The organism is bacterium (genome assembly GCA_026708015.1).
Classification (GTDB): Bacteria; Actinomycetota; Acidimicrobiia; order Acidimicrobiales; family Bin134; genus Poriferisocius.
On the sequence record JAPOVT010000037.1, the window covers coordinates 1 to 26,064 of the forward strand.

The window sequence follows — 26,064 nt, forward strand, 5'->3', positions numbered from 1 at the left end:
GGGCTTTTCCGCGGACCCACACAACACCCGCAGCCCAACCCATGAACAATCAGGGTTAGCTATTCCGTTATCACCCGGTCTGAGTTGTACGCCGGAAACTCTGCCACCGAAGTGGTCAACCGTCTCTTATCTCCATTTCGTGAACTGCTAGTAGATCGAGCCATCGCGGAGAGGGCAGGCCGAATCCGCCGAGAGACCGGAACAAGGCTGCCCGATGCCCTGATCGCTGCCACCGCCATCGAGCACGGCCTCAGCATCGCTACCCGAAACCGCAGCGACTTTGAGAAGGTACGCAGCCTGCGCATTCGGGACCTTGTCTGACGCTCTCACCTCAACCTCTTGGTGAAATGCTCTTGAAACTATCCTAGGGCGTCGAGTTCATCTGTGGTCGTTATGCCAGACAAGAGAATGTCGGAACTAACGTACCTTTGACTTTGTGTCCATGCAGTTGGCCGGCCTGTCTTGGACGACTTCTTTGTATTCCTGATGGGATCTTTAAGAATAATCGTATCGGGATCAGTCGAAGAGCTTAGGAGAAACACTTTGTAGGCCTTGCCTTTCTTCTCTTCGTCGTCAATTAGCTGCGATACCAATGACGAAAATGAATCGGTTGCACTATCTTCGATGACAAGTTCCTCTGCAACTAATGGAGAGCCATCTTCGTCCGTAAGTATACGGGCTATCACGGGCTGAATACATCTTTCTCGGTAGAAGCCCAAATACTTTATACCGCGTCGGAATGATCGATTTGGTTGACAAATATAAGCTGAGTATCTGTGGTATTCATCATAGGCTGAGTTTGCGGCTACAATCACTGTATCCTCTGGACGAGATAATAGTCCGTCCTCCTCGAATAGTGCTTGCAACTCGCGCAACAAATACTCTGACCGCTCGCCCAACATCTCGCTAGGGCTGTCGAAGAGCCCATCTATTGCATCGCTGATGTCTCTAAAGCTGCACCATACTATCCGTTCATCAGAAACATCAGAAACGACCCCCGGTTCCTCAGGGTCCGGTGTAAGGACGATAAGGAGTTCTTGATCTTGAGAATGTTCAAAATGATCAAGGTGACGGTACAATTGGTCAGCTAAAACCGCGTTTCTGGTTGTCTTCACCTCGAAGAGAAGCTTAAAGCTTGCTGAGATCAATGCATCGGGGACGCTGCCGCTTCCCCTCGAAACTTGGTTTTGGAAATTGACAATAGTTAGCGAAGATTCGCCGGTCGCAGAGACAAGAATCCTTTCGACAACATCGACTCCGACACGTTCGAACACAGCAAGCATTGATGCGGTAACCCGGTTTTCGCCCGATCGGTACGTCGAGAATAAAGGTTGGCGGCCCATTACTGATAGACGGAAAGACTACGAGTCAACATATTGTGAGAGTAGTGGGTGATCGCCTTCCGCTTGCAATGCGACACAGTAGGCGTGTCTAGGAACTCGCTCTCGTCATAAAATCCTGCTCATTCCCAGGAAGGGTTCCAGTGGTTGTAAGCGGTTACCTGGGTCGCGGGATGGCGGAGGGCGGGGCGGAAGTCGGTGCCGAGGGTGTAGGCAACGGGGAAGAGGCCGGCTTGGATGTGGGTGTCGTAGGGGATGCCCAGCAGGTCGGCCATCTCCTGCTCGCGGTGCAGGTGGATGGTGGTCCACGCGCTGCCCATGCCCCGGCTGCGCAGGGCCAGCATGAAGCTCCACACCGCGGGGATGATTGACCCCCACTGGCTGGCGTGGTGGAAAGTCTGGGCCCGGTCGCTGCGCAAGACCCCGAACCGGTCGACCAGCACCGGAATGAGCATGGCGGGAAGGCGGTGCATGTTGTCGCGCAGGTAGGCCACCGACTCCGACATCTGTTCGGCCCGCACAGTCTGGCGCTCATATTGCTCCCGGCCGGCGGCGATGTCGGCTGAGTACTGGGCCATGGCCGCCCGGTAGATCTCCGACGCCTGCCCGACTACTTCGGGATCGTCGAGCACGATCCAGTGCCACCGCTGCTGGTTCGACCCGGTCGGCGCCTGCAACGCCAAGTCCAGGCACTCCTCGATCACGGCCCGCTCCACCGGCCGCTCCAGGTCCAGCCGCTTGCGCACCGCCCGAGTGGTGGTCAATACCTCATCAATTGTCAGATCAAGAACCGTCATGAGTGCATCGTAGGATCGTCGCTATGAGCGATGGGATCCGAGCGATGGTTCAGCTGGGGCCGGAGCAGTTGGAGTTGCAGGAGTTCGCTCGGCCCCGGGTGGGCGATGACGATGCCCTGTTGCGGATCGAAGCCTGCGGGATCTGCGGTACGGACGTTGAGACATACTCGGGCAGCTCGCTGATGAACTACCCGGTCATTCCCGGACATGAGCCGGTGGGGGTGATCGAAGAGGTGGGCGAGCGGTACGCGGACCGCTGGGGTTTGAAGCCCGGCGACCGGGTGGTGGCCGAAGCCGCTTACGGGTGCGGGCGCTGTCTGGCCTGTCTCGACCGGCAGATGTGCCAGGTGGCGCCGGGCAACCACGGCTTCACGCCCACGGGCCGGGCCCCATCGCTGTGGGGCGGGTACGCCGAGATGATGTATCTGGCACCGGGTTCGGTCCCCCACAAGATTGACAATTCGATCCCCCCTCGTATAGCTGCGCTGTACAACCCGCTGGGGGCGGGGTTCGCCTGGGCGGTATCGGCTCCTGGCCTGCGTTATGGCGACACCGTCACCGTGCTCGGTCCCGGCCAGCGGGGGCTGGCCTGCGTGATCGCGGCGGCAGCCGCGGGCGCGTCGGCGATTTTCGTGACCGGCCTGGGATCACAAGACGCCCGCAAACTGGCCTTGGCCGCCGAGTTCGGAGCCGATGTGACCATCGACGTGGAGTCGGAGGACGCAGTTGAGCGAGTACTGGCGGAGACCAACGGCCGGGGAACCGACATCGTGGTAGACACCACTCCCCACACCACTCAGCCGGTGGTGGATGCCGGTGGAGCGCCTCCACACCCACCACTTTCCCTTGGAACAGGCCGCCGATGCGGTGCAGACCCTGGTCCAAGCAGGCATTCACAAAGCCGTCTCCATTACCGTTGAGCCCTAGAACCTCTTCCAAACCCGGAGAATTGCTGTGAACCCCGACGACCTCATTTTGATCAGCGTTGACGACCACATAGCCGAGCCGGCCAACATGTTCGAAGCCCACGTGCCCGAGAAGTACAAGGAGCACGCCCCCAAGGTGGTCACCGACGAGAACGGGCGGGAGCAGTGGTACTACGGCAAGTTACCGGGCCGGAACCTGGGCCTGAACGCGGTGGCAGGAAAGCCCCGGGAGCACTACAACATCGACGCCAGCCGCTACGACGAGATGCGCCCCGGCTGCTACGACGTGCACGAGCGGGTGCGGGACATGAACGCCGGCGGGCAGTTGGCCGGGCTGAACTTCCCCAACTGGACCGGTTTCTCCGGCCAGGTGCTCAACGAGGGACCCGATCCCGACCTCAACGACATCATGATCAAGGCCTACAACGACTGGCATATCGACGAGTGGGTCGGCGCCTACCCGGATCGGTTCATCCCCTGCGGCATCCTGCCCCTGTTCGACATCGACCGGGCCGTGGCCGAGGTGAAGCGTCTCGCCGACAAGGGCTGCCATGCGGTGACCTTCTCGGAGAACCCGGCGATGCTGGGCATGCCCTCGATCCACTCCGGGGCGTGGGATCCGCTATTCGCCGCATGCAGCGATCTCAACACCGTGCTGTGCTGTCACTTGGGATCGTCGTCACGGTCTATGGGTGCCTCGGCCGACGCTCCTCCCAGCGTGCCGATGACTCTCTCGTCGGCTCTCACCATTTCCACGCTGGTGGAGTTGGTTTGGGCCGAGTTCTGGGACCGCTTCCCCGACCTCAAGTTCTCACTCACCGAGGGCGACATCGGCTGGATCCCCTACTTCATGTGGCGATCCGAGCACGTGCAAGACCGCCACTCGGGCTGGACCAAGCACGAGTTCGGCATCGACGGCAGCCCCACCGGCGTGTTCCGCAACCACATCCTGTGCTGCTTCATCAACGACCGCATCGGGGTGAAGCTGCTGGACGAGTTCAACGTGGACAACCTGTGCTGGGAGTCGGACTACCCCCACTCCGACGGCACTTGGCCCCAGTCCCCGGAGTACGTGGCCAAACTGCTCGGCCACCTACCCGAGGACATCGTGGCCAAGATCACCCACCAGAACGCCATGCGCCACTACCAGTTCGACCCCTTCGCCCACCGGCCGCCGGAGAAATGCACCGCCGCCGCGCTGCGGGCCGAGTCTCCTGACGTCGACGTGGTGACCCATGTCGGTCGCCCCGCCGATGAGCGCGATGCCGAGTTCTGGCGCCGGATTCAGACTGGCGGCTGGAAGCGCGAGTAGCAGCGCAGTTTGCTGCGGGAGGTACCCGCCTTTGTCTCAGGCCAGCGGAAGGGCGTAAAAGGCGATAGCCACGTAGTGGACGGCAACCGCGGCCACTACCAGCAGATGGAAGAGCTCGTGGTAACCGAACCAGCGCGGCCACGGATCGGGACGCCGGACGGCGTAGATAAGTGCGCCCAGCGTGTACAGACCGCCGCCGATGAACAGCAGCGTCGACCCGGCTACGCCTAAGCCGCGCCAGATGTCGCCAATGACCAGTAGCGCGGCCCAGCCCACGACCGGATAGGGGGCGATCAACGCCCACCGCGGGGCATTGAGCCATGCCACTCGACCGACGACTCCGAGCAGGGCTCCAGACCACACAACGCTCAGAACCAGCTTGGCGGCACCGAGTTCCAGCGCAAAAAAGCCCACCGGGGTATAGGTGGCGGCAATGAACACGAAGATCATTGAGTGGTCAAGGCGGCGGATCAAGGCATGGACCCGAGGGGTCCAGTCGAAGCGGTGGTAGGCCGCGCTCACCCCGAATACGCCCACGACTGCGATGGCGTAGACCGACACAACGGCTCGGTCGGCACCGCCGGGCCCCAAGGCGATGACAATGGGCGCGAGGGCAATGGCAGCAATAGTCGCCAGAACGTGGGACCAGCCCCGGAGTACCGGCTTGGGAAGAACAAGGGGGCCAGCGACCGTCAGGCGGCCCACCCTACACGGGTAGAACCCCAATGCGGCCTAGCCGCTGAGCTCGGCGGCTTCGTATTCCAGCAGGCGGCCGAACAGGTCACGCAACTCCGAGCGCCGAGAGCGGTCGTTGGCCAGATTGACCAGCTCATGGGGGTCGTCGGCCAGGGAGTACCACTCGTGGTCGTGGTCGTCGAAGTCGGCGTCGGTGTCGAACAGCTTCGACTCAGGGGCAAGGTTGCCGGTGCGGTCGATGCCGCCACCCACGCCGTAGTAGCGGGCGTACTTGGTCTCGCCGTCGAAGAAGCCCCGCACCGCGTAGCGGCTGTGGCGGAGCAGCTCCGACTGGGCGCTGTCCTGGCTGAACAGCACGTAGTCCCGCACCGACGTAGACGGATCGGCCAGCGAAGGGGTGAGGTCCTTCCCCGACAAGGTGGGCGAGCTGCCGACGTCCACCCCGCCGAGCGCGGCGACGGTGGCGGCTAGGTCCACGTGAGTGGCCAGCGCATCGGTGGACGCCCCTTGCGGGGTGAGCCCGGGAGCCTTGACGATGAGCGGCACCCCCATGACCTCCTCGTACACACACGGCAGCTTGGCCCGCAGCCCGTGCGATCCGCAGGCGTCACCGTGGTCGGAGGTGTAGATGACCACGGTGTCGTCGTAGGCCCCGATGTCGTCGAGGGCCCCCAGGATCGAGGCGATGCTGTGGTCCAACAGTTCGTGGAGCCAGGCGTAGTAGTCGAGTTGACGCAGCCAGGAGTCGACGTCGTCGAGGGCCATGTGGCCCACCATGTGCTCCCGGTTGCGGACGTGGCGCCAGGCCCGCTGGACCTCGGGCTTGGTGTGGAGGTCGTCGTCGAAGTTGTCGGGCAGCCGGGTGAACCGGCGGGGGTAAATCTCCTCCAATGGTTCGAGATCGACCTTGCCGCCCAGCATGTGTTCGTGGAGGAAGTTGAACACGCCCATCAGGTCGGGGTTGGCCTCCTGGAATGACGGCTGATCCAGCGGGTACCACATCACGTCGTGGGGGTTCACCAGCGCCACGGTCAAGAACCAGGGCCCCACGGAGGAGTCGGCGCCGTGGGTGCGCAGCCAGTCCACCGCCTGGTCGGCGATCACCGGGTCGAAGTGCCGACCGGTCCACGGCCCGCCGACGTAATGGCGGTCGTCGCCCTGCCAGCCGCTGTAGCCGAAGGCCTCCATGTCGGGCATTGGCTCATGGGTCAAGTGATACTTCCCCAGGTAGGCCGATTCGTAGCCCACGTCGCGCATCAGCCGCCCCACGGTGGGTATCGCCGGATCCAGCGCGGTGTGGGCCGGGAAGCTGACGTTGTCCACCACCCCGTGCTCGGCCAGATAGCTGCCGGTGTACAGGCTGGCCCGCGACGGCGAGCACGGCGAGGAGTGGGTGTAGTAGCGGTTGAAATCCAAACCGTCACGGCGCAGCCGGTCGTGGGCGGGCATCTCCACCACCCCGTTTAGCCACGGGTTGCGCCGCTCCTCATCGGACACGATCAACAAGATGTTGGGTTGCGCAGAAGACATGGCAGTCACCCTCCGTAGGTCTCTCGGAGCTGTTGCTTGAGCACTTTGCCCACCGGGTTGCGGGGCAATTCGTCGACTATCTCCAGTTGCTCGGGGATCTTCTGGTTCATCAGCCCGACCTCCTTGCAGTGCTCGACCATCTCGCCGAAGCCGAACCCTTCGCCGTCCTTGAGGGCCACCACCGCGCAGCACCGCTCTCCCGACACCGCGTCGGGCAATCCGATGACTGCAACATCGGCCACATTGGGATGGGAGAACAGCACATCCTCCACTTCTTTGGCCGAGATGTTCTCCCCTTTGCGGATGATCACGTCCTTCTTGCGCCCGACGATGGTCACGAACCCCTCGTCGTCCACCTCGGCCAGATCACCAGTGAAGAAGAACCCCTCGTCGTCGAAGCCGGTCTCGTTCAGCGCATCGTCCAGATAGCCCCGGCACAGGGTTGGGCCGTTCAGGAGCAGTTCCCCGTCGATCAGCTTCCAGGCGGTGTCGTCCAGGATCCGCCCCTCGGTGGTAGCCAGCTTCTCGTCGGGGTCGTCAAGAAAACAGTAGGTGACAATGGGGCATTCGGTGAGCCCGTAGCTGGAGATGATGCCCACGCCGCCCATCTCGTTCTTGACCTCCATATGCAGTCCGGCCGGCTTCGGGGCACCGCCGCCGATGGCGGCCCGCATCTTGGGGAAGATGGGCTGGTCGGGGGTCTTGCGCTGCTCGGCCAGAAAGGCGATGAAAAACGGCGTGCCCGAGCCGGCCAGGGTCAAGCCCTGTTCCCGGAAGAAACGGGTGTCGGCTTCGGGGTTGAAGCTCTCCACCATCAGCAGGGGAGGGCCGCACACCAGGGTGGCAATGAGCAGGCTGATGCCGCCGATGTGGGTGAACGGGAAGGCCAGGGGCCACACATCGTCGGCCCGCAGTTCGAGGTTTTCCCAGATATGGCGGGCCGCGGCGATGACCGAGTCGTCGCCGTGCATGGCCCCCTTGGGGTCGGCGGTGGTGCCCGAGGTGTAGTAGATCCAGCGCACTGGGAGCCGGCCGTCGTCTCCCAGGGGCGCCTCGAACGGGGCCAAGGTGCTGGGGTCACCCTCGGGGAGCTCGCCGTCGCACACCAGCACGTCGCAATCATCGGTGGCGGCCACCACGGCCTCGGCCATGGCTGGGTAGTCGAATCCCCGCCATACCGATGGAACCACCAGCAGCCGGGCCCCGGTTTGGCGAACCACGAAGCCCACCTCCCGCTCCCGGTAGATCGGGATGATCGGGTTCTGGACTGCCCCCAATCGGGCCAACGCCGCCGACAGGATGAGCGAGGCACGGCCGTTGGGCAGCTGCCACGACACCCGGGTGTCTGCGGCCACACCCATCGCGGCCAACCCGGCGGCTACCCGCTCGGCGGAATCCCGGAAGCCGGCGAAGGTCATCACTGTGCCGTCGGGCTCGATGGTTAGCGGGAAGTCGGGGGTGGCGGCGGCCCGGGCCTCGATCGCCTCCCAATAGGTTCTGGGGTTTCCTATCACCGGGTTATTCTCCCAGGTCGGTGGTCGGGGTCTCGAAGCCCACCAGCAGTTCCACCAGCTGGCCGGCGGGGGTGCGAATCATCACTGCCACATCCCACAGTCGGGTGTCGTCCAACACTTCGCCGCCATGGGCTCTCACTCGTTCCAACGCAGCATCCATGTTGGCGACATTCAACGATAGGTGGGTGAGGCCGGGTTCGTTCACCACCCGGGCCGGTCGATCCACCAACCCGGCCCCGCGAAAATTCAGAAGTTCGAGCACGAATTCGCCCTTGCGCAGATACACCGCCCGCAACCCTGGTCTCTCCATCCGCAAGAGCTGGCCGGTCGACGCATCGTCGGCGTCGAGTGCTCCGACCCGCTCGAAGTCCAGCGCCCCAGTCCAGAAATCAACTTCGGCATGCAGGTCGGCCACAGCCAGCCCGACGTGGTTGACCTGCTCACTCATCGAGGTTCACCCCTTGCTGACCCCATCGGCCATGCAGCGTAGGCTGCCTGCGAAACTTCAGACGAGGAAAACGAGCGAGGTGCTCTGGCCGGTGCCTAGTTAGTCGCGGTCGAGGCCGTTGGCGGCGGCAGAGATCCGCCCGTACTGGTACGGGCCCCACTGGGTGGTGTCGAAGGCTGGCTCGGGGTTGTCGCCCAGTATGGTGACCCGGCTGATGGCCCGGTTGCCGTCAAAGTCGTTCACCGCGAAGTGCTGGGTGGCCCGGTTATCCCAAATGCCGATGGTTCCCTCACTCCAGCTGTAGCGGCAGGTGAAGTCGGTCTTGCAGGCGTGGGCGGTGAGCAGGTCTAGCAGCGACTCGGACTCGTCCCGGCTGAGCTGAGGGATGCGCCGAGTGAACTGCTTGTTCACGTACAGCGACGGGCGGCCAGTGCGGGGGTGGCGGCGCACAATCGGGTGCTCGGCCTTGTGGTCGGGTTGGCCGTAGTTGGCCGCGGTGTGGATGGCGGTGAGCCCGTTGATCATCTGCTTCATGGGCTCGGCCAGGGTCTCGTAGGCCTTGTACATGTTCGACCACATGGTGTCGCCGCCAGCGGGGGGCATCACCATGGCGTTGAGCACCGAGCAGATGGGCGGGGACTGCTCGAAGGTGCAGTCGGTGTGCCACACGTCGGCCACATAGCCCGACTCGCCCTTGAGCACCACGATCTCGGGATGGTCTTCGTCCAGCTTGGGGATGTAGGGGTGGATCTCCGGCTCGCCAAAGCAAATGGCAAAAGCCCGGTGCTCATCCGGAGTCAAGTGCTGGTCGGGGAAGAACAGCACCAAGTGCTCATCCAGCAGCTCTTGGATGAGAGCGAACTCCTCGTCGGACACTGAAGCCAGCGACAGGCCGCGAACTTCAGCACCCAGCGCGCCCGCTACTCGGCGAACATCCAGATCAACAGCATCGATGACAGCCATGACCGCAGCCTACTTCCCTCGAACCGGTCAAAGTAACGGGGGGACCGCGATCGCGCTGGCGAGTTTCGCTCCGGCTGGCCGCATGACAAGGTGGGGCCATGTCTGATCGAGATGCATTGGCCGACCTCGCCGCTGACTACGCCCGCTGTGTGGACCGGGGCGATCCCGAGGGCGTGGCAGCCTGCTTCGCCCCCGACGGGGTACTGCGTCGCGTCGACCTGCCCAGTGGAGGAACGATACTCAGCGAGCGGACTGGCCGAGAGGAGATTGCCCGGGCGATCTCCCGGATGAGTTACAACGCCACCTTTCACTTCTTAGGCCAGCAGCAGACCGAGATCACCGGCGACGACGCCACCGGCGAGACCTATTGCATCGCCCACCACCTGACGGTTCCCGACGACGGGACCCCCGCTACCGACTTCATCATGTTCATCCGCTATCACGACCAATTCGTCCGCCTCGACGAGGGCTGGCGCATTGCGGTCCGGGAACTGCAAATCGACTGGACCGAGAACCGCCTAGCCGAGAGCGTCTAGAGGTTTTTGCATTGAAACTGGGACCTTGTGGGGAAGAGGGATCCAGTCTGAGATATCAGTCCGAGCCGGGTAGCGCTGCATCAACGTCGTCAGGCATCTGGAAATCTATTGGTGGAACCGATCCAGTCCGATCTACCCGCAATTCTTCAGTGCCTACACGAATGCTTACGATGTCCGGCTGAATCAGAAGAGTTATCGAAGGAAGGTCGGCCGGTGTCTGGGCAAGAAGGTCGTCTAAAGGGCCACGAATGTATTTGTTGACAAAGATACCCATCGTAGACCCAGCTTGAGATTCCAGATGGGCCCAGGCGTCTTCGCCGATGTATACCTGACCGCCGTGCCTCAAGAAAGCATCGCTGAGTTCCGACAGCTTGGAATTGGCAGTGCCGTCGAATACCACCAACACGGGTGTGTAACCGCTAGCCTCGCAGTCTGGGGGAAAGGTAAGTTCCTCCTTCCATCGGCCCTGTCCCGAAGCGGCGATAGTGACGCGGATCTTGATTTCGTAGGCTTGATTCTCACGGAGACAATCCACCTGTCTGCCTCCCCCTTTGCCACCTCTCTTGACGGGGCTTGATTTCGCCGACACTGGAACACCGCCGACTGCACCAGCGATTATTGGTTCGAACAAGTATCCAGTCTCCTGGGCAGAACGATTGTCAATGTCGTACAACCACTTTCTGACGATGAGAAGTGAGCCAAGCGCCCTTGTACTGAGGTCGCCGTACTGCAAGAGACCCCTGGGGCCGACTTGCTCAAGCGATGGAGTGCTCTGGGATTTGACAATGTTCGCAAATTTCAACCGGGCTCGGTGAAGAGTGGCGAGTGAAAGGAAGTATGTGTCTGTGTCGACCGGACCCATCTCCAGGAGCGAACAGTATGCGCTCAGCGCAGAAGCCTCGCCAGCGGTGGAAAGGCCGTCAGGGGGAATCTCGTAGAACTCTTGATCACCAAGCGGATCGACTCCTTCTATCGGCGGTAGTGCTAGGTCGCGAGCTACCAGAGCGACAAGTGCTCGAATGGATCCATCCGTCAATGCGATCCCTTGATCGCCGGCTCCCTTCGCTCGCACCTTCTCAAAGGCAGTGGACTGTGCCTTACTCAGCTCCAAAGCGGCACTTCTCCGATCTGATACCGAGCATTGATGCGTCGGACGACGCTGTGCAAAGCAGGGCTCATCCCAGTGCCGTTCGTGACCTGGAATTCGAGAAGCCGCGCCGAGTCGGCTGTCTCTGTCGAATGAGAATTCGATCCATCTGCGATCCACCCCCCAAACACTTTCCCAAAGTTCGGCGGGACTGCGTTGCCGATGAGCGTCGCCTGCTCTGATCGACTGCCAACGAACTCGAAACTGTCGGGAAACCCCTGTAGTCGCGCACACTCTCGCAAGGTGAGGCAGCGATTTTCCAGGGGATGTAGAAATTCTCGGGTCGCAGCGCTGGTAATGGCCTTGGACGGTTCATCAGCGCGAAGGCGTCGAAGCCCAGCAGGCGCGCCGCCTCGACGCTCAGTTGGCATTCCGTCGGCTACCCGTCGATTAGCCCTTCTGGCATAGCTACGGTGCTGAAGGTCTCTTGGAAGATCGCGCATCGTTTGGCCTTGTAGCAGTAGTCGGAAGCGAACAGCATCCGACTCTGAAATGCCAGGCGCTATGTGGCCCTGAATCGCTTCATCCGAGGCTGAGACGGCCGGGACACCCAGCCCATCAAGCGCATCAGTGACCGTAGGCGCAGGGGGCAGTGCCGCAGTGCGCTCAATTTCCGCTCCCGGCGCACCGTACGCATGATGCGACGGACCGGGAAAGCCCGGGTCGGCTCCGAGCGATCCGACTGCAATCACACGCTTGCGAAGTTGAGGCACCCCGTAATTGGCGACATTCACCTTGCGGAGTCTCACCTGGTAGCCACCGTCAAGCACCCCATCGAGCAGATCGACGACAAAATCGCCTTCCGACATTGTGAGAAAGCCCTCGACATTCTCGAACAGGAACCACTTTGGCTGAAGTTCCGCGACCATCCGGGCGAACTCTCCAACAAGCGTGTTGCGCTGATCCGAGGCCCGTCGCGCACCAGCCGAAGTGAACCCCTGACATGGAGGCCCCCCCGCAACCAGAAGTGGGGTCACACCGTTCGTTCGCGCCAAGACATCGGATGCCGACAGCTCTCGAATGTCATCGGGAGACACCCTCGCGCCATCGAAATTGTGCTTCAGAGTATCGATAGCAGGAGGCCAATTGTCATTTGCAACCAGGGTGTCGAAACCGGCCAACAGCAGGCCGAGCATGAGGCCCCCGGCCCCGGAGAACAGGTCGACGCTCGACAGATGCTTTGGGCCCATCGCTAGACGTTCACCCTGCGCAGAATCACTCCCTCATCATGGCACGAGGGTGTGACCTAATGGCTTGATAGGCCACACCGTTGTGATTCCGAGTGGAGCGACGACAAGCTCTGCTGGTGGTCGCGGCGGTGATTCACCCGGGACGTTCGCGTAGGCGTGATAGTGGATTCACGCTGCTGTTGTTTGCTGGTGCCGAACTGCGAATCTCAGACACCGCTGGAATAGCTCGGGCGTTCCAGTCGATGGCAGGTTTCGGCGTGGCGGTCGAATCAGCCGCCTCCGTCTCGGGGCTGCTCGCAGACGGCAACTCACCAGCGGAAACTGTCCGAGGCGCTTGTAAAATACAAGGATGACATTACTTTCAATACTGACGGCTGCTTTCGCGGGTATCGCCGCCCTCACCGGTGCCTACCAGGTGTTTCAATGGGGATAGCGGTGGCGACTTGGGGCATGGGCACTGGGGGTCTACAGCTCATGGGCTTGGAACGATCAATTTCGCTGCTATTCCTCAAATCCGCGGATGGACAGGCTGCTGCGGAGAATCCTCAGCACTCGCATGCGGCCCGTCAGATTCCTTTCTCGGCTAGCCCGAAGCGACCTAAAGCCAAGAGCCATCATCAGTCTGGACCCTTCCCCAGCAGACTGGCTGAACGAGTTCAGCGAACCCGAGGTTAAGGCGTTGGCGCGTGCCCGGCTAGTCATGGGCCAGCGAGACACGAAGCTAGAACCGCGGTATCGGAAGCGCACCCACAAGGGAGTCAGCTGCTCGATCTGCGACCATAGGCCGAAAAAGATCAATCATCTATTTTGCAGTAGAGAGTGCAGCATGGTGGATGATCCGCACCAGGCACCCCACTTTTGCTACGACCACAGGCACACTGCGCTTGAACCACTCGATCCCGATCAAGCATCAGAGACCACATCCAACATCTCAATATACGTCTGAACAGGGCCAATGGACCATCCTAAGTGCCCGGTGAGGTGCGGTAACTCAGAATACGTATGTCTAATGATGACCGGTCATTGCAGCGAAGTTCGTGGACCAGCAGCAACGTCGCGCAGGTAGCTAGGTGCGGCTGCTTCGCCCACCTCGGTCAACGCGAAACGCCGGTCTTACCAGCTTGTCTGCACGGTGACGAGACCGCGCACTTCCCACACTTGGCGAATTTCGAACAATGCCACGCCACATCGCTGTCTGAGGGGTTATGTCTGGGGGGATTCAATCGAGAAGGAACCGCACCCGAACGAAACCGCCCTCTCGGTCTTGCTCAATCTCGGGCTCCGTGCCATTGAACTCAAGCATCGCTTTGTGCATGATCGGCCATCCCCGGCCGCGTCGCTCCATGAAGCCAAGGGCCAGCATGTAGTTCGCCATGTATTCGTTGCGAGATCGGGCTCGACCACCGGCTCGCACGCTTTCTGCGGTCATGTGGTTCGGCAGCGTGCCTGGACTCGTCACCTCGACGCGCCCGGTAAAAACCTCAAACAGGATCTTCGAGCCAGTGATCGCATAGTCGCGATGCACCACAGCATTCACCAATGCCTCGCGCAAAGCCTCCAATGGCAGCAAGCGCCGGTCGTGGCGCCGAAGTTCGCGGTAGACCTCGAATTTCCCCAAACCGGAAAACCATCCCACGGCACGCTCGACCTGCTCGGTGAGGCGACCCTTGGCCTCGGAAGTTTGCAGAATCCCATCGGCCCGGTCGTTGCCATCGTAGGCAACGCACTCAATGTAGAAGCTCTCCGTCTGCGGATAGTCCTGCGGTGTCTTGCCGAATGCGAGAACACCATAGAGCGTCGGTTGCAGCTCCCCACCGATCTCTGCAATGGCACCGCGGTTGCGCAAGTCGTCGTCAGCATTGGGCTGCGGGTCGCCAGCGGTGTCGATACCCAGTGAGGCCAAGTAAGACCGGAACACCTGTACATCAAGATCTGACGCGGTCGCCGCACTGATGGTTCGATCCTCTGTCAGCACGTAGCCGAAGGTGTTATACAGATCTTGCAATTCGGTCGGCGACGGCTCGACGCTGCTGCGGCCGCGACGTACCCAGACCCGGCCGTCGTAGCGCATAGGCTCGAAGCCGCGCTGACGAGGCACCTCGATCCAGTGCATCCAACCCTGCGGGTCTTTGTGCCGACCCAGACGAGCACTGACGGGCGAACTGCACCCGGTCTGCAGGAAAGACGTCAGCCGTTCCTGCACTTGTTCACTGTCTTCGGCAACGCCGATTATCTTCTGGCCATTGCTGATGCCCAGCACAACCAACCCGCCATCAGTGTTGGCGAAGGCACAAATCGCCTTGCCGACATTGCCGCGGTCTCGAAAGTGCTGCTTGAACTCGGTGTGCTCGTCTTCGCCAGAGGCAATCCGGTTTAGGACTTCGGTCCACTCCATGCCAGCGCTCAGAACCCGTACTTGAGCCGGCGGAGGCGGAACGCCTCATCGCCTCCGTCCACAGTCCGAACAATTGCGTCACGCACGGACGCATCTTCAATGGCACCCGAGGCGGCCACAAACCCGCGGTCGGCACTGGCTTCGAGTTGTACCACCTGGTCGGCATCGCCGTTGACCACGATGTTCGCGTTGTGGGTTGCCAAGATCACTTGGCGACGTCCCTTGAGACGTCCAAGCGTTGGCAGCAGCGTCTCGAACAAGAATCGGTTGTCCAACTCGTCTTCCGGCTGATCGATGACCAAGGGGCGGTCGTCTGCTGCTTCCAACAGCAACGAAAGCAGAATATTGACCCTCTGACCCCCGGATAGCTCGTCAAGGGGGCGGTAGTCATCATCGTCAGGATCCGGTCGAAATTCAAGCAGGTACCGGTCGGGACAACGAAGCGCGGCGAGTTCGCGGCGCTTTGAGGGTGTCATCTGGTCGCGAAACGTGTCCTGGACCGCTTCGCTCATGCCAATCTCCGCTAAGCAATCTGTCTCCAGCAGGCGCAGCAATTCGGCCGGTGATGGCCGCAGCGAATCTTCGCACTCGTTCCACCAGCGCGTGATACCTCTTTGAGTTAGATCGGTGAGGAATCCCTCCAAGGACTTCGAGCGTCCGCTATGGACGCGCCGCACCGCAATACGTCCTTCGAATTGACGGTCAATGCTCTGCGAGACTCGGTCGAACGCCCCTCGCTGTTTCTGCACAAGCCCCTGCCGCTCGTCTTGCGACCGCCCGAACGAGGCGTCCAGTTGGTCGAACTCGGCTTGGACAGCATCGAGGTTCGCCTGGTAGCTGTCTTGCAGCGCGGCCCGCGAGTTCAGTGCCTGGAATTCGCTGATGCTCGAGGCGTCGATTCCCTGATCGGCGAGCACTCTGTCCACCTTCTGGCGCAGTTGGTCACGATTCTGCACTTGTCTTGCGCTGATGTCCTTAACCGTGCCTTTGGCCGCCGCGAGCTCAGCGGCGAGGCTCTCCGCAAAGCCGATGGCACGCTCCCGCTGGCCCACCAGCTGTTCTTGGAGGTCCGTCGCGTCTCCATCTACCGGGGGCGATTCTAGGGATTTGACCGACTCGACGAGGCTCTCCGCTTTGGCGGAGACGTCTTCTACGGCACCAGCGTGGCTATTCCAAGCAGCCGCCGCGCCTGAAGCGCGATTGAGGTAGCCGACTCCCGCACTGGCAAAACCCTCGAGCCTCTCGACGGCATCTTTGCTGTGGCCAAGGGCTTGTTGGGCTTCTGCGATACCCTCCTCGAGATCATTGAGCTTGCTTGCCGTCCGATTGAGATCCCGGTCGATATCAGCGAGCTGGACCGCGCGCTCTGCTATCCCACTGGACTCCGAAGCGTCTAGGCGGGCCAATATCTCCTCAACGGCACCGGGTTCCTGCGCCAATCGTTGCAGCTCACCTTGGGTGTAGAAGACCGCTGGCCACTGCTCATGTCCCGCCAATAAAGGATCGCTTCCAGGGCAATCCATTTCAACCGAAGCCGATCCTGCCAGAAACCGCTCTGAGGCGCGCTCGACAACACCTTCCTTCGCTCGTTTGTCGTCTGGCAGAGGAGCCCCGATATGCACACGGAGCCCGTCAAGAAGGGTGCTCTTGCCAGTCATGCTGGCACCGATTACGCAAGTGAGATCTGAACTGAACTCAACTCTGGTTGGGGCATCGCTGCCCTTCGGCTGGCCAAAGAAGGAGGCCTTCCCATCGACGGTAACTGACCGTAGCCAAGGCCTTTCGTGCCGCGTCGCATCCGGGGGTTGCATCAATTCCTTAAGTTCGCCATCCTCACCGCGCTCATATCCAATACGTAGCCGCGATCCAGACGCGACGAAGGACTGACGCAGTGCTTCGATAGTCGGGGAGGCCATCTTCAACCACACATGGCGGCGACCAATGTCCTCAACGGCATAGGCATCGCTGCTGTGGAAGAACGCGTGCCGATGTTCCAGCATAGATTCGCGAAGCCAGTCGCGATTCTTGAGGGCGTCTTCCCCCAGATGGTTGTCGGCAAGTTCCAGTCCTGAGAGCTGGCTCTCATCAAATTCAGCTAGGACTTGGGCCTTCTGAGTTTCGAAAAGCCCCTTATCGCGGTTGATGTGGGGAGCCAACACAAGGTAATTCCACGACAAGGGGTCGTTGGCAGCAGCACCAGAATTCTCCACCTGATAGCTGCGGACCAGGTCGAAGACCTCGTCGGGACGTTTTTTCGTCATCTGAAGTTCTTTTCCCGACCACGGCGATACACCTTCCATAACCAGATCAAAGAGTTGCAGGTAGCGGTCCTTGCCGATCTCGGGGTCGAAGAGAAAAAGCAGGTGCAGACCGTCCCTGCCATGGTGCAATGACGGCTCAAACCCCGGGAACACTGCGAAGATTCGCTCGCGAAACGGCACTCCCTGGTCATCAGCACCGCTATTCCACTCCTCCACGATCTGCCAGGTAGCGCTGAGGTCGCCGTTGTCGCCAACGCGCGGGCTATGTGGCGTCAAACCGAGAACTTGAACACCCTTGTCGATTGTCCCCTGAAGGAATGCGCGTGCGTAGGCAGTGAGCTGCTCGGGGCCACTAATCGGGCCCTCAATCCCAGCAGGCACCTTGGCGCGCCCGCCTGGGGCATCGTCGATGGTGTGGATGTGCAAGTCGGCCTTGAACCAGCGTGCCCCGGGAACTTCGCGGCGCCAATTTTCAGCCTGACGGCGCTTAAAACCCATGTTCACGCCTCCGAGCCGCTTGTTTCTCGCCGCCAATGGTACCGCGACTGCGGTCTGCTGGCACTCAACAAATGCTGGCAAGCCACTGTCGCGAAGGCCTTTGCGTGCCAAGATCACTAGGTGGACGACGTCGCCCGGCTGCTGGCCTATGAGGAAATCCGGCAACTGGCCTCCCGATACGCGGTGGCGATCGACCGGCGAGATCTGGATGCCCTCATTAAGCTGTTCATCGACGACGTGCGGGTGGGACAGGACACCTACAGGCGCGACGCCCTTCGGGCGAACTTCGAGGAGTCGCTAGGGGACATCGGGCCGTCAATTCTGAACATCGGCACCCATCAGATCGACTTGATCGACGACGACCACGCCACCGGCCATGTGTACTGCAAGGCCGAGATCGCCGATGGGGACCGCTGGATCCACCAGGCCATCCGCTACGACGACACCTACGAGCGCCGAGACGGCCACTGGTATTTCGTGCGCCGCCTCCACAAGCTGTTCTACGGCGCTGAGGTGGGCGTGAATCCGCTCGGGCTGCCCCCGGCCAACTGGCCCGAGAACCACGACGGCCTCGGCACCCTCCCCTACGAAGAACCCACCTGGCAGGCCTTCAACAACAGCTAGCCAGCGGGGCGAAATCCCAGCAGGGTGGTGTCGTCGACGTCTTCGTAAGCGGCCTCCACGGCCAGGCCCACGGATACGTCTCCTACATCGCAGTCCACCATGTTGCCCACCAGCCGAGGGCCCTCATCCAGGTCCACTAGGGCGATGGCAAAGGGGATGCGGCTGGCCAGGGCCGGGTCGTGGCCAGCCCGGTCAACGGTGAAGGAGTACACCGTGCCTTGGCCGCTCAACTCCCCCCACTCCCAGTCGTCTCCCAGGCAAACTGGGCACCGGCCGCGGGGGTAGAAGAAGTATCCGTGGCGGGGGCAGCGCTGGAGCACCAGGCGCCGCTGCCGCAAGCCGTCGAAGTAGGGCGCGGTGATCGGAGTGGGGGTGGGCAGCGGCCGACCGTCGGTTGAGAAGTGAACCATCAGGCTCCCTCCAGGATGAGGGCCACCTGCTCGGCCAGCATTCCCCCGGTGCCGTTGGCGTAGGCGATATTGCAATCAGGCACCTGGCGGTCGTCGGCCCGGCCCTGCACTTGGCGCACCGCCTCGGTGATGTGGCTCATGCCGCCGCCCAAGCCGGCCTGACCCATGCCCAGCTGCCCGCCGTGGGTGTTGAGGGGCCAGTCGCCGTCGTAACGCAGGCTGTGCTCGTCAATGAATCGACCGCCCTGGCCCTTGGGGCAGAACCCGGCATCCTCGATGGTCAACAGCACGGTGATGGTGTAGCAGTCGTACATGGAGGCCATGTCCACTGCCTCGCGTGACACCCCGGCCATAGAGAACGCCCGGTCGGCAGCCAGTCGGATGGGGGTATCGACGACGTCGGGGGCATAGGTGATGCTCTTGTGGGTGAGGTGCTCGCCGTAGCCGCTCACGTACACCGGTCGGTGCGGACTCCGGGCAGCTCGCTCGGCGGTGGTCACCAGCACCGCGGAGCCGCCGTAGCACGGCATGACGATCTCCAGCAGCTTCAGTGGGTCGGCCACGTAGCGGGAGTTCATCACGTCGTCGATGGTGATGGGCTTGCCGTAGAACACGGCCATGGGATTTGCCTGAGCGTTGTAGCGGGAGTCCACCGCCACCTTGGCCAGCGTCTCCTCGCTCACTCCGTAGGCGGCCATGTACCGGCTGGCGGCCATGGCGAAGCTGGGGGTGGCTGCCACCAAACCGGCAGGAATCTCGAACTGCCCCTGGGGGGAGCCCCAGACCTCGCCGCCCATATACGCACCCATCTTCATCTTCATCGGGCCACCGTTGGCCCCCGGCTGAGGCGGGGCGGGCACTGAGGGGGTGAACACCAGCACCGTCTCGCAAATCCCTACCTCGATGGCGGCCGCGGCGCGCCACACCATGCCCGCCGGAGTGGCTCCGCCGAGGTCGACCACTTCATTGAAGTTGCTGCGGACGCCCAGGAACTCGGCCAGCGCCGACGGCGCGAACAACGGCGACTCCCGCAGGCCGTTAATCACCAGACCGTCCACCTCGCCCTTGTCCACCTCGGCATCGGCCAGCACCTCGGCCGCTAGCCGGGCACACGCCTCCATGGTGAACATGGGCTCATCCCACACCCGTTTCGGCGCCCACTCCGTGAGCCCCACAATCGCCGCCGCTCTCTTTCCCATGCGCTTCACACTAGTGAGACGCTGGGCAGCAGCTTCGGTCGACTGTCTGCGTCAGGTGCAGAGCGGTTCGAAGCGGTAGCCCAGGGTGGACAACTCGCTAAGGGCGGCATCGAGGGCCAAGACGGTTTGGGTTCGGTCGCCGCCGCCGTCGTGAAGCAGCACAACGGCCCCGTCGCGGGCGTGGTCCACGATGTGCTGGGCAATCTCCGCGGCTGGAGGATTGCGCCAGTCGGCAGGGTCGACATCCCACAGGGCAACATCCAGGCCGTGGTCCGCCGCCCAGTCGCGGGTGAAGGCATCGATTGACCCGTAGGGGGGCCGCAGGCACGGCGTTGCCCGAGAGCCGAGCAAATCCTGGGTTCGCCCGACCGTGTCATCGAACACCTCTTGGGGCAAGCCCGCCAAGGCCTCGTGATTCCACGTGTGGTTGGCGACAGTGTGGCCCTCAGCATTGATGCGTTGGATGATGCCGGGGTATTGCTCGGCCAACGAGCCGATGACGAAAAACGTGCTTCGAGCGCCATGGCGGGACAAGACTTCCAGCACTCGCGGCGTGTACACGGGGTGGGGGCCGTCGTCGAATGTCAAGTACAAGACCGGGCCGGCGCCGCTGTCAGGTGCGGACGACACCGAGGTCGGCTCGGCAGGTCCTGTGGGAGTGGGAACTGGGGCGGGACTGGCCCCCCGCGGTAGGGCCTCCACATAGAGCCTGTAGTCGACCGGCCCGGCGTGAGTGGATACCACCGTCACCCTCCAAGGACCGGTGGCGGGCAGGTTGGCGGACACCGACTGGAACCGTTTGGACCCCGAGGTCAGCACGCGATCGCCGAGCCGCACATCCAACCACACCCCGATGGGGGCCTCCAGTATCGCGGTGAACGCCTGGCCCTCGGATATGTAGGCCGTGTAGGGCTGCCTCTGCTGGAAGTCGATCGATCCGGTCACCGTGCCGCCTACGGCACCCGGGTCGAACCGTATGTCGATTTCGGGCGCCTCGGCCTCAGGAAGCGGAAGGGCTTCCAAAGGCATGGACTCGACCACCGACACCGCGGGTTCTGGCCCGGAGATGTCGATCTCCAGCGTCTGACGCAGAGAAATGACGGTGAAGGGCTCGCCCGGCTCGCGATCCAGAAGTGACACCCTTACTAGGCCGTCTCGCACTTCGATTCCCTCCACCACAATGCGATCGCCCACCGGCACCGGCTGTTTGGCCGCCCCACCTCGCCCGTCGTCCACCACCGGCACAAGCAGGTGGAATACGCCCGAACCGGCCGATCTCAAGGTGATGTGGGCCACCACGTCCTCGAATCCGTCACCATCCAGATCACCCTGTGCCACTCGGTTTTGAAGCACAAAGAGGTCGGTGGAAGCGCCGCCGTAGGAGATCTCGGCTTTGCCGCCTTCAAGCTGTATGAACTGGCCGTCTACCTCGAAGGCAAGATTTTCGAGGTCCTCCCAGTCCACCCCCGTTCGTTCGATCGGCACCAGAGTTGGTGCCGGCGGGCTCGGAGGCTCGCTTGGTGGTTCCTCTGGTGGCGTGAAGTCTGGGTTTGCCGGGGCAGACACCGTTGGAGAAGCAGGCGGCGAGCTCGAAGGCTCTGGGGATAGAGCAGCGCCCAGGGAAGGGTCCGACAACCCGCCTGGTGGCGAAGGCGAGTCATCCTGGCCACACCCGCCGAGAAGCACCGCTATGGCGAGCCCAGCGAACACAAGTCTGCTAGAAGTCATGGTCAGCTACCGGCAGAGCGGTTCGAAGCGATAGCCCCGACTGGACAATTCGCTGAGCGCGGCATCGAGACCGAGCACAGTTTGCGAGCGATCGCCGCCACCGTCGTGAAGCAGGATGATCACACCATCGCGGGCGTGTTCCACAACTTGCTGAGCGATTTCGTGCGCCGACTGCGGGATCCAGTCTCTGGGGCTGAAATCCCACGTAACCAGGTCAAGACCGTGCTCGGCAGCCCACTGCCGGGTGGACGGGCCCACGCCAGCATAGGGCGGCCTCAGACAGGCGGCACCGCGATCGCCAAGCATCTCCTGGGTCCGTCCGACTGTCTCATCGAATTCCTCTCGAGAGAGTTCAGCCAGATTCTCATGGTTCCATGTGTGATTGCCGATGGTGTGCCCCTCATCCAGCATTCGCTGCATTGTGTTGGGGTAGTGCTGGGCAAGCGAGCCGACGACAAAGAATGTGGCCCGAGCTCTGTAGCGGGCCAGCACATCGAGCACCTCCGTCGTATGCACCGGATGGGGGCCGTCGTCGAACGTGAGGTACATGACCGGGGCAGACTCGTCGGGACTCGGAGCGGGAGTGGGTAACGGGGTCGGGGCCGGAGTCTGAGGTGGAACCGGAGACGGCGACGGGGTCGGTGCCGGAGTCGGAGTAGGAGACGGGGTCGGAGCCGATGTCGGGGTCGGAGTAGGGGTCTGAGATGGAACCGGAGATGGCGACGGAGTTGGGGCCAATTTCGGAGTCGGAGACGGCCTCGGGGTGGGTTCCGGAGTAGCAGGCCGCTCGGTGGGAGCTGGGGTCAGCGCAACGGCAACTGGTGGGGACCCCGAAGTGGGCGCTGGCAACGAAGTATCGGGTTGTGAGCGACTGTCTTGGCTGCATCCGGCAAAAGCCAGCCCCAAGACAAGAACGGGTGCCAATGCCCTCCGACCAGCTTCGGCCATGGGCCCAGCCTATGGCTGCGCCATCAGGAATTCGGGTCAGTCAACTTCGGCGGTCGGGGGGACCCTTCGCTCCAGCAATGCGTCATAGCGGACCCGGATCTGATTGGCGTAGCTGGGCTTGGTGGGAATGAGGAAGTCGCCCGCTCTGATGCCGGCCATGACCGGGCCGACCACGTCAGCCGGCGAAATGCCGGTCGCCGTCATCTGGGACAGCGACTCCACCACAAAGGCGTTGTCCTCGCTCTCGTCGGTGCCGTAGCGCTCGCCACGGACTCGAGCGGTGTGGGCAATGGCGGTGTCGATGGCGCTGGGGGTAAGTACCGAGGCTCCGATCTTGGCCCCCACCCCGGCCAGGTCCAGCGCTAGGCACTCGGTGAGCGAGAAGGCGGCGCACTTCGACGCTACGTAGGGGCTGGAGAATCCGCCGGCCACGAAGGCGGCCACCGACGCGGTGTTCACGATGTGGCCCTCGGTGTCCTGGGCGATCATCCGGGGCACGAAAGCGGCCACCCCGTTGATGATGCCGTAGACGTTCACCCCGAGCACCCAGTCCCAGTCGGCCTGAGTGCGCTCCCACATGAGCCCGGCCTGGAATACCCCGGCGTTGTTGAACAGCAGGTCCACCTGCCCGAAGGCATCCCAGGCAGCGTCGGCCAGCGCCTCGACTGATGACCGGTCGGCCACGTCTACTTCAATTGCCATCGCATTGTCTCCGATGGCGCCTGCGGTAGCGGCTGCGCCCGCCAGGTCGATATCCGCAGCCACCACTTTTGCGCCTTCGGCACTGAATCCGGCCGCCAAGGCCGCGCCGATCCCGCTGGCCGCCCCGGTTATCACTGCCACCTTGTTGTCAAATTCCTGCATGGGGCCCCATGCTGGCACGACTCAGCCTCTGATGTCGGGGCGGAATTGTTTGGAATTACCCGCCAGTTCCTGCTTCAGGCCAAATCTCCGGGTCGTGGACGCCATCGCCCTCCCGCTCGCAGACAAGCTCGCGGTCTTCGGCCACAAAGGCATAGATGCGGCAGGCGGCCAGCGCCACCCATTGATTGGTCAGATCGTAGAACTCCCCCCGGGAGCTCAAGATAGCTAACGCATACCAGCTGTCGTCAGGAAGCACGATGATTCCAGCGTCGATCATCTGCCGGTATTCCGCGGGGCAGCAGTTGGGTCGAAGCCAGCCCGCCTTGTGCAGCGACGATTCAGCCACTTGGGTGGGCAGCCGGTCCAGTAAGACCCCATCAAGGTCTCTCGAAGAATGCAGCGAATGGGAAGTGTCCAACAGCCACTGTTGAAGGGCGGCATTCTCGTCGGGATCTAGAAGCTCGCCCTTGTACAGACGGGCAAAGAAAAGGGCCAGGTCGGCCATGGTGGTGCGGTTGCCCAGGGGATTCTCGGGGTTGAAACTGCTGGCCACCCGGTTGGGGTCCTGGAATCGCCATGCCTCCAGTCGGGTGTCGGACAGCTGGGCCACATTCCTAGTCCAGGCGTTCACCGCGTCCACTCCCCCGGCCAGGTCGATCAACCTTCCCCCGGCCAAGTTGTCAGACAAAATCAACGCCGAATAGGCGGAGGAACTCGCCGCCTCCACGCCAGCAGAATCCAGGGCCGCGGCAGCCCACATTGGCTTGACCGCGCTGGCCGAGATCCGAGATTCAGTGGCCTCATATCCGTGGAGCGTCTCATCGGGGAGTACCACAGCAATCGAAATCTGCCCGTCGGGATTCCACTCCTCGGAGACCTCGGCCAGATACTCGAACACCTCGGCCAGCACGAAGTGGAACTCCTCAGCCAATGAGTCCAAGAACTCCTGTGCGGAGCGATCAGGAGTCGGGGTTGGCTCGACGGTCGGTTCCGGGTTAGCTGGCACTGTCGCTTCGATGGTGGGGCTCGGCGTAGGTGCTGGTGCCGGAGACGTCGGCGTGGGCACCGCGGCGGGTACTGGAGTCGGCACCACTGTGGGAGTGGCCTCCCCGCCAATTGAGGTCACCTCCAGCACCACTTCGGATTCCTCGGCGCAGGCCGCAGTTCCGCAGAGCAGCCCAAGGGCCACCAATGCCGTGCTCAGCCGGGCGAACCCGCCTGGGGATGTCAGCCGCACTCGATGTTTTCTGAGGACAGCACCAGGTCGATGAGATAGTTGTCCACCACCTCGTCCACGCACGGATGTTGGCCATAGCTGGTGTGACCTGTGCCGTTGTAGGTGAGCAATACACCAGTCTCCAAGGCCTCGGCCACTGCCACCGCCCACTCATAAGGGGTGGCGTTGTCGCCTCGGTTTCCAATGACCAGCACCGGGGGTGCATTCGGCGCTCGCACCGGCTCGTGCGGGCGGGTCTCCGCGTTGTCCCAATACACACACATGCGGGCCTCGGCTGCTGCGGCTCGTCCGAATTCGCCAGCCTCTTCGATCATCCGACCGATCAGTCGGTCCAGGTCGCTCTCGCTCATCCGGCCGCCGTCGGTGCAACTGATGCTGAAAAACGAGCCGAGGTCTACAGCCCCCAGATAGAACTGAGCCAGGTCGTGCATCAACTGGCCATCACCTTCCCCCCAAGCCTGGGCGAATGCCCGATAAAACAACGGCCACTGCTCGGCTGAGCTATAGGAGATGTTCACCAGAGCCAGCTGCGCCTCTCCCGGGCCCGCCAGAACATTGCCCTTGGCATCGAGCAGCGGGTCGGCTTCTAAGCTGTCCATCAACTGGAGATAGGCCGACTTGGGATTACCGACAATTGGGCAGGCTCTATCTTGCAGACAGGCGTCGAACACCGCGTCGATCACTCGGGCGAAGCCCCTGATCTGCTCCACCAAGACGTCCGCATGGGTCAACGACGTGTCCAGCACGCCGTCAATCACCACCGCCCGGGCGTTGGCACCGTATTGATCGGCGTAGAACTGGCCCAGCACCGTCCCGTAGCTGTAGCCGAGAAAGTTGATCTGACTCTCGCCTAAAGCCTGGCGAATCAAATCCATGTCGCGCACGGTCTGCACCGTGCTGATGAACTCGGATCGACCGTCCAAACCAGCCAAGCAGGCTTCGGCGGCTTGCTGGGCGGCTTCAGCGATCGCGGCCTCGTTCTCCGGAGTGTCCGAGAGCGCACCCACCAACTGAAGATTCTCAGCTTCTTCGCGACAGTTGGGGTTCAGGCTCGCAGTTACTCCCCGGGGATTCCAGCCCACCACGTCGAACCGGGCCAGCACCTGGTCGGACAGTCCCGCGCCGTATTCCAGAAAGTCGCCCATTTCTCCGCCAGGGCCGCCCGGATTCACCAGCAGCACACCGATACGACGGTCCGGCTCGCCAGCGGGGAGCATCCCGAGTTCCAGGGTGATTGTTCCGGCGTCTGGGTCGTTGTGATCGGCAGGAACTTCCAACTCGGCGCAGAGATAAACCTGCCCGCAGTCCTGGAAGATGGAGGCTTCGGGTTCAGGTTGAACAGTGGTAGGTGCAGGCTCTTCAGCCGAGGGCGCATCGGTGCCGTCGGAGCATCCGGCGGCAAGCAAGGCCGCCACCAGCAGCACACCCGCTCCGACAATCGCCCTCGGATACCTTCTCATCAACCCTCCTTGGTCGTGGCCTGGTGGCCTCAAGATATCCG

The 26,064-nt window shown here is 62.3% G+C and carries 22 protein-coding genes; 4 read left to right on the plus strand and 18 right to left on the minus strand.

The window, feature by feature from the left end:
- Positions 1 to 359: 359 nt before the first annotated feature.
- Positions 360 to 1,283 carry a hypothetical protein gene (locus OXG30_08095; protein MCY4134858.1) on the minus strand — a complete coding sequence of 308 codons (924 nt, stop codon included), beginning with the start codon at positions 1,281 to 1,283 and terminating at the stop codon, positions 360 to 362.
- Between the two features lie 179 nt (positions 1,284 to 1,462).
- Entirely contained in the window at positions 1,463 to 2,137 is a 675-nt protein-coding gene (locus OXG30_08100) for a nitroreductase family protein (protein ID MCY4134859.1), read from the minus strand.
- Between the two features lie 23 nt (positions 2,138 to 2,160).
- Between OXG30_08100 and OXG30_08105 the strand changes: the two genes are divergently transcribed.
- Positions 2,161 to 3,057 (plus strand): alcohol dehydrogenase catalytic domain-containing protein, encoded by an 897-nt coding sequence (locus tag OXG30_08105; GenBank protein ID MCY4134860.1) that lies wholly within the window; start codon positions 2,161 to 2,163, stop codon positions 3,055 to 3,057.
- 34 nt (positions 3,058 to 3,091) lie between these two features.
- Positions 3,092 to 4,375, plus strand: coding sequence for an amidohydrolase family protein (locus OXG30_08110; protein MCY4134861.1), 1,284 nt, complete (start codon positions 3,092 to 3,094; stop codon positions 4,373 to 4,375).
- A 36-nt stretch (positions 4,376 to 4,411) separates the two neighbouring features.
- On the opposite strand, the gene OXG30_08115 is transcribed toward OXG30_08110, so the two are convergent.
- From OXG30_08115 to OXG30_08135, 5 genes are all read right to left on the minus strand, one after another.
- The gene (locus tag OXG30_08115; protein MCY4134862.1) at positions 4,412 to 5,080 is read right to left on the minus strand and encodes a hemolysin III family protein; all 669 of its coding nucleotides are present in this window, start codon (positions 5,078 to 5,080) and stop codon (positions 4,412 to 4,414) included.
- A 27-nt stretch (positions 5,081 to 5,107) separates the two neighbouring features.
- On the minus strand, positions 5,108 to 6,601 hold the full coding sequence (locus OXG30_08120; GenBank protein MCY4134863.1) for a sulfatase-like hydrolase/transferase: 1,494 nt from the start codon (positions 6,599 to 6,601) through the stop codon (positions 5,108 to 5,110).
- Between the two features lie 5 nt (positions 6,602 to 6,606).
- Entirely contained in the window at positions 6,607 to 8,115 is a 1,509-nt protein-coding gene (locus OXG30_08125; protein MCY4134864.1) for an AMP-binding protein, read from the minus strand.
- Positions 8,116 to 8,119: 4 nt separating this feature from the next.
- Positions 8,120 to 8,563 carry a VOC family protein gene (locus OXG30_08130; GenBank protein ID MCY4134865.1) on the minus strand — a complete coding sequence of 148 codons (444 nt, stop codon included), beginning with the start codon at positions 8,561 to 8,563 and terminating at the stop codon, positions 8,120 to 8,122.
- A 99-nt stretch (positions 8,564 to 8,662) separates the two neighbouring features.
- On the minus strand, positions 8,663 to 9,526 hold the full coding sequence (locus OXG30_08135) for a TauD/TfdA family dioxygenase (GenBank protein ID MCY4134866.1): 864 nt from the start codon (positions 9,524 to 9,526) through the stop codon (positions 8,663 to 8,665).
- A gap of 98 nt (positions 9,527 to 9,624) precedes the next feature.
- Between OXG30_08135 and OXG30_08140 the strand changes: the two genes are divergently transcribed.
- Positions 9,625 to 10,062, plus strand: coding sequence for a nuclear transport factor 2 family protein (locus OXG30_08140; protein ID MCY4134867.1), 438 nt, complete (start codon positions 9,625 to 9,627; stop codon positions 10,060 to 10,062).
- A 55-nt stretch (positions 10,063 to 10,117) separates the two neighbouring features.
- On the opposite strand, the gene OXG30_08145 is transcribed toward OXG30_08140, so the two are convergent.
- The 4 genes from OXG30_08145 to OXG30_08160 form a co-directional block, all read right to left on the minus strand.
- The gene (locus tag OXG30_08145; protein MCY4134868.1) at positions 10,118 to 11,173 is read right to left on the minus strand and encodes a restriction endonuclease; all 1,056 of its coding nucleotides are present in this window, start codon (positions 11,171 to 11,173) and stop codon (positions 10,118 to 10,120) included.
- On the minus strand, positions 11,164 to 12,399 hold the full coding sequence (locus tag OXG30_08150; GenBank protein MCY4134869.1) for a DNA cytosine methyltransferase: 1,236 nt from the start codon (positions 12,397 to 12,399) through the stop codon (positions 11,164 to 11,166). The genes OXG30_08145 and OXG30_08150 overlap by 10 nt, the downstream gene beginning before the upstream one ends.
- Positions 12,400 to 13,618: 1,219 nt before the next feature.
- Positions 13,619 to 14,794, minus strand: a complete 1,176-nt coding sequence (locus OXG30_08155; GenBank protein ID MCY4134870.1) for a putative DNA binding domain-containing protein — start codon at positions 14,792 to 14,794, stop codon at positions 13,619 to 13,621.
- 8 nt (positions 14,795 to 14,802) lie between these two features.
- Positions 14,803 to 17,553, minus strand: coding sequence for an AAA family ATPase (locus OXG30_08160; protein ID MCY4134871.1), 2,751 nt, complete (start codon positions 17,551 to 17,553; stop codon positions 14,803 to 14,805).
- Between the two features lie 120 nt (positions 17,554 to 17,673).
- Here OXG30_08160 and OXG30_08165 point away from each other — a divergent pair, with 120 nt between their 5' ends.
- Positions 17,674 to 18,177, plus strand: coding sequence for a nuclear transport factor 2 family protein (locus OXG30_08165; protein ID MCY4134872.1), 504 nt, complete (start codon positions 17,674 to 17,676; stop codon positions 18,175 to 18,177).
- Here OXG30_08165 and OXG30_08170 read toward each other — a convergent pair.
- The 7 genes from OXG30_08170 to OXG30_08200 all read right to left on the minus strand — a co-directional run bounded on the left by OXG30_08170 (position 18,174) and on the right by OXG30_08200 (position 26,023).
- Positions 18,174 to 18,587, minus strand: coding sequence for a Zn-ribbon domain-containing OB-fold protein (locus tag OXG30_08170; protein MCY4134873.1), 414 nt, complete (start codon positions 18,585 to 18,587; stop codon positions 18,174 to 18,176). The genes OXG30_08165 and OXG30_08170 overlap by 4 nt on opposite strands.
- Positions 18,587 to 19,786 (minus strand): thiolase family protein, encoded by a 1,200-nt coding sequence (locus OXG30_08175; GenBank protein ID MCY4134874.1) that lies wholly within the window; start codon positions 19,784 to 19,786, stop codon positions 18,587 to 18,589. The genes OXG30_08170 and OXG30_08175 overlap by 1 nt, the downstream gene beginning before the upstream one ends.
- A gap of 51 nt (positions 19,787 to 19,837) precedes the next feature.
- Entirely contained in the window at positions 19,838 to 21,271 is a 1,434-nt protein-coding gene (locus OXG30_08180; GenBank protein MCY4134875.1) for a polysaccharide deacetylase family protein, read from the minus strand.
- Positions 21,272 to 21,520: 249 nt separating this feature from the next.
- Positions 21,521 to 22,063, minus strand: a complete 543-nt coding sequence (locus OXG30_08185) for a polysaccharide deacetylase family protein (protein MCY4134876.1) — start codon at positions 22,061 to 22,063, stop codon at positions 21,521 to 21,523.
- Between the two features lie 435 nt (positions 22,064 to 22,498).
- Positions 22,499 to 23,326 (minus strand): SDR family NAD(P)-dependent oxidoreductase, encoded by an 828-nt coding sequence (locus tag OXG30_08190; GenBank protein MCY4134877.1) that lies wholly within the window; start codon positions 23,324 to 23,326, stop codon positions 22,499 to 22,501.
- Between the two features lie 55 nt (positions 23,327 to 23,381).
- Positions 23,382 to 24,563 (minus strand): serine hydrolase, encoded by a 1,182-nt coding sequence (locus OXG30_08195; protein MCY4134878.1) that lies wholly within the window; start codon positions 24,561 to 24,563, stop codon positions 23,382 to 23,384.
- On the minus strand, positions 24,554 to 26,023 hold the full coding sequence (locus OXG30_08200; protein MCY4134879.1) for an alpha/beta hydrolase: 1,470 nt from the start codon (positions 26,021 to 26,023) through the stop codon (positions 24,554 to 24,556). Before OXG30_08200 ends, OXG30_08195 begins: the two co-directional genes overlap by 10 nt.
- Between the last annotated feature and the right edge of the window lie 41 nt (positions 26,024 to 26,064).

Excerpts from the sequence above, each read along its gene's own strand:
- OXG30_08095 (MCY4134858.1), bottom strand. The coding sequence starts at position 1,283 with ATGCTTGCTGTGTTCGAACGTGTCGGAGTCGATGTTGTCGAAAGGATT.
- OXG30_08100 (MCY4134859.1), bottom strand. The coding sequence starts at position 2,137 with ATGACGGTTCTTGATCTGACAATTGATGAGGTATTGACCACCACTCGG.
- OXG30_08105 (MCY4134860.1), top strand. The coding sequence starts at position 2,161 with ATGAGCGATGGGATCCGAGCGATGGTTCAGCTGGGGCCGGAGCAGTTG.
- OXG30_08120 (MCY4134863.1), bottom strand. The coding sequence starts at position 6,601 with ATGTCTTCTGCGCAACCCAACATCTTGTTGATCGTGTCCGATGAGGAG.
- OXG30_08130 (MCY4134865.1), bottom strand. The coding sequence starts at position 8,563 with ATGAGTGAGCAGGTCAACCACGTCGGGCTGGCTGTGGCCGACCTGCAT.
- OXG30_08135 (MCY4134866.1), bottom strand. The coding sequence starts at position 9,526 with ATGGCTGTCATCGATGCTGTTGATCTGGATGTTCGCCGAGTAGCGGGC.
- OXG30_08140 (MCY4134867.1), top strand. The coding sequence starts at position 9,625 with ATGTCTGATCGAGATGCATTGGCCGACCTCGCCGCTGACTACGCCCGC.
- OXG30_08150 (MCY4134869.1), bottom strand. The coding sequence starts at position 12,399 with ATGGGCCCAAAGCATCTGTCGAGCGTCGACCTGTTCTCCGGGGCCGGG.
- OXG30_08155 (MCY4134870.1), bottom strand. The coding sequence starts at position 14,794 with ATGGAGTGGACCGAAGTCCTAAACCGGATTGCCTCTGGCGAAGACGAG.
- OXG30_08160 (MCY4134871.1), bottom strand. The coding sequence starts at position 17,553 with ATGGGTTTTAAGCGCCGTCAGGCTGAAAATTGGCGCCGCGAAGTTCCC.
- OXG30_08170 (MCY4134873.1), bottom strand. The coding sequence starts at position 18,587 with ATGGTTCACTTCTCAACCGACGGTCGGCCGCTGCCCACCCCCACTCCG.
- OXG30_08175 (MCY4134874.1), bottom strand. The coding sequence starts at position 19,786 with ATGGGAAAGAGAGCGGCGGCGATTGTGGGGCTCACGGAGTGGGCGCCG.
- OXG30_08185 (MCY4134876.1), bottom strand. The coding sequence starts at position 22,063 with ATGTACCTCACGTTCGACGACGGCCCCCATCCGGTGCATACGACGGAG.
- OXG30_08190 (MCY4134877.1), bottom strand. The coding sequence starts at position 23,326 with ATGCAGGAATTTGACAACAAGGTGGCAGTGATAACCGGGGCGGCCAGC.
- OXG30_08200 (MCY4134879.1), bottom strand. The coding sequence starts at position 26,023 with ATGAGAAGGTATCCGAGGGCGATTGTCGGAGCGGGTGTGCTGCTGGTG.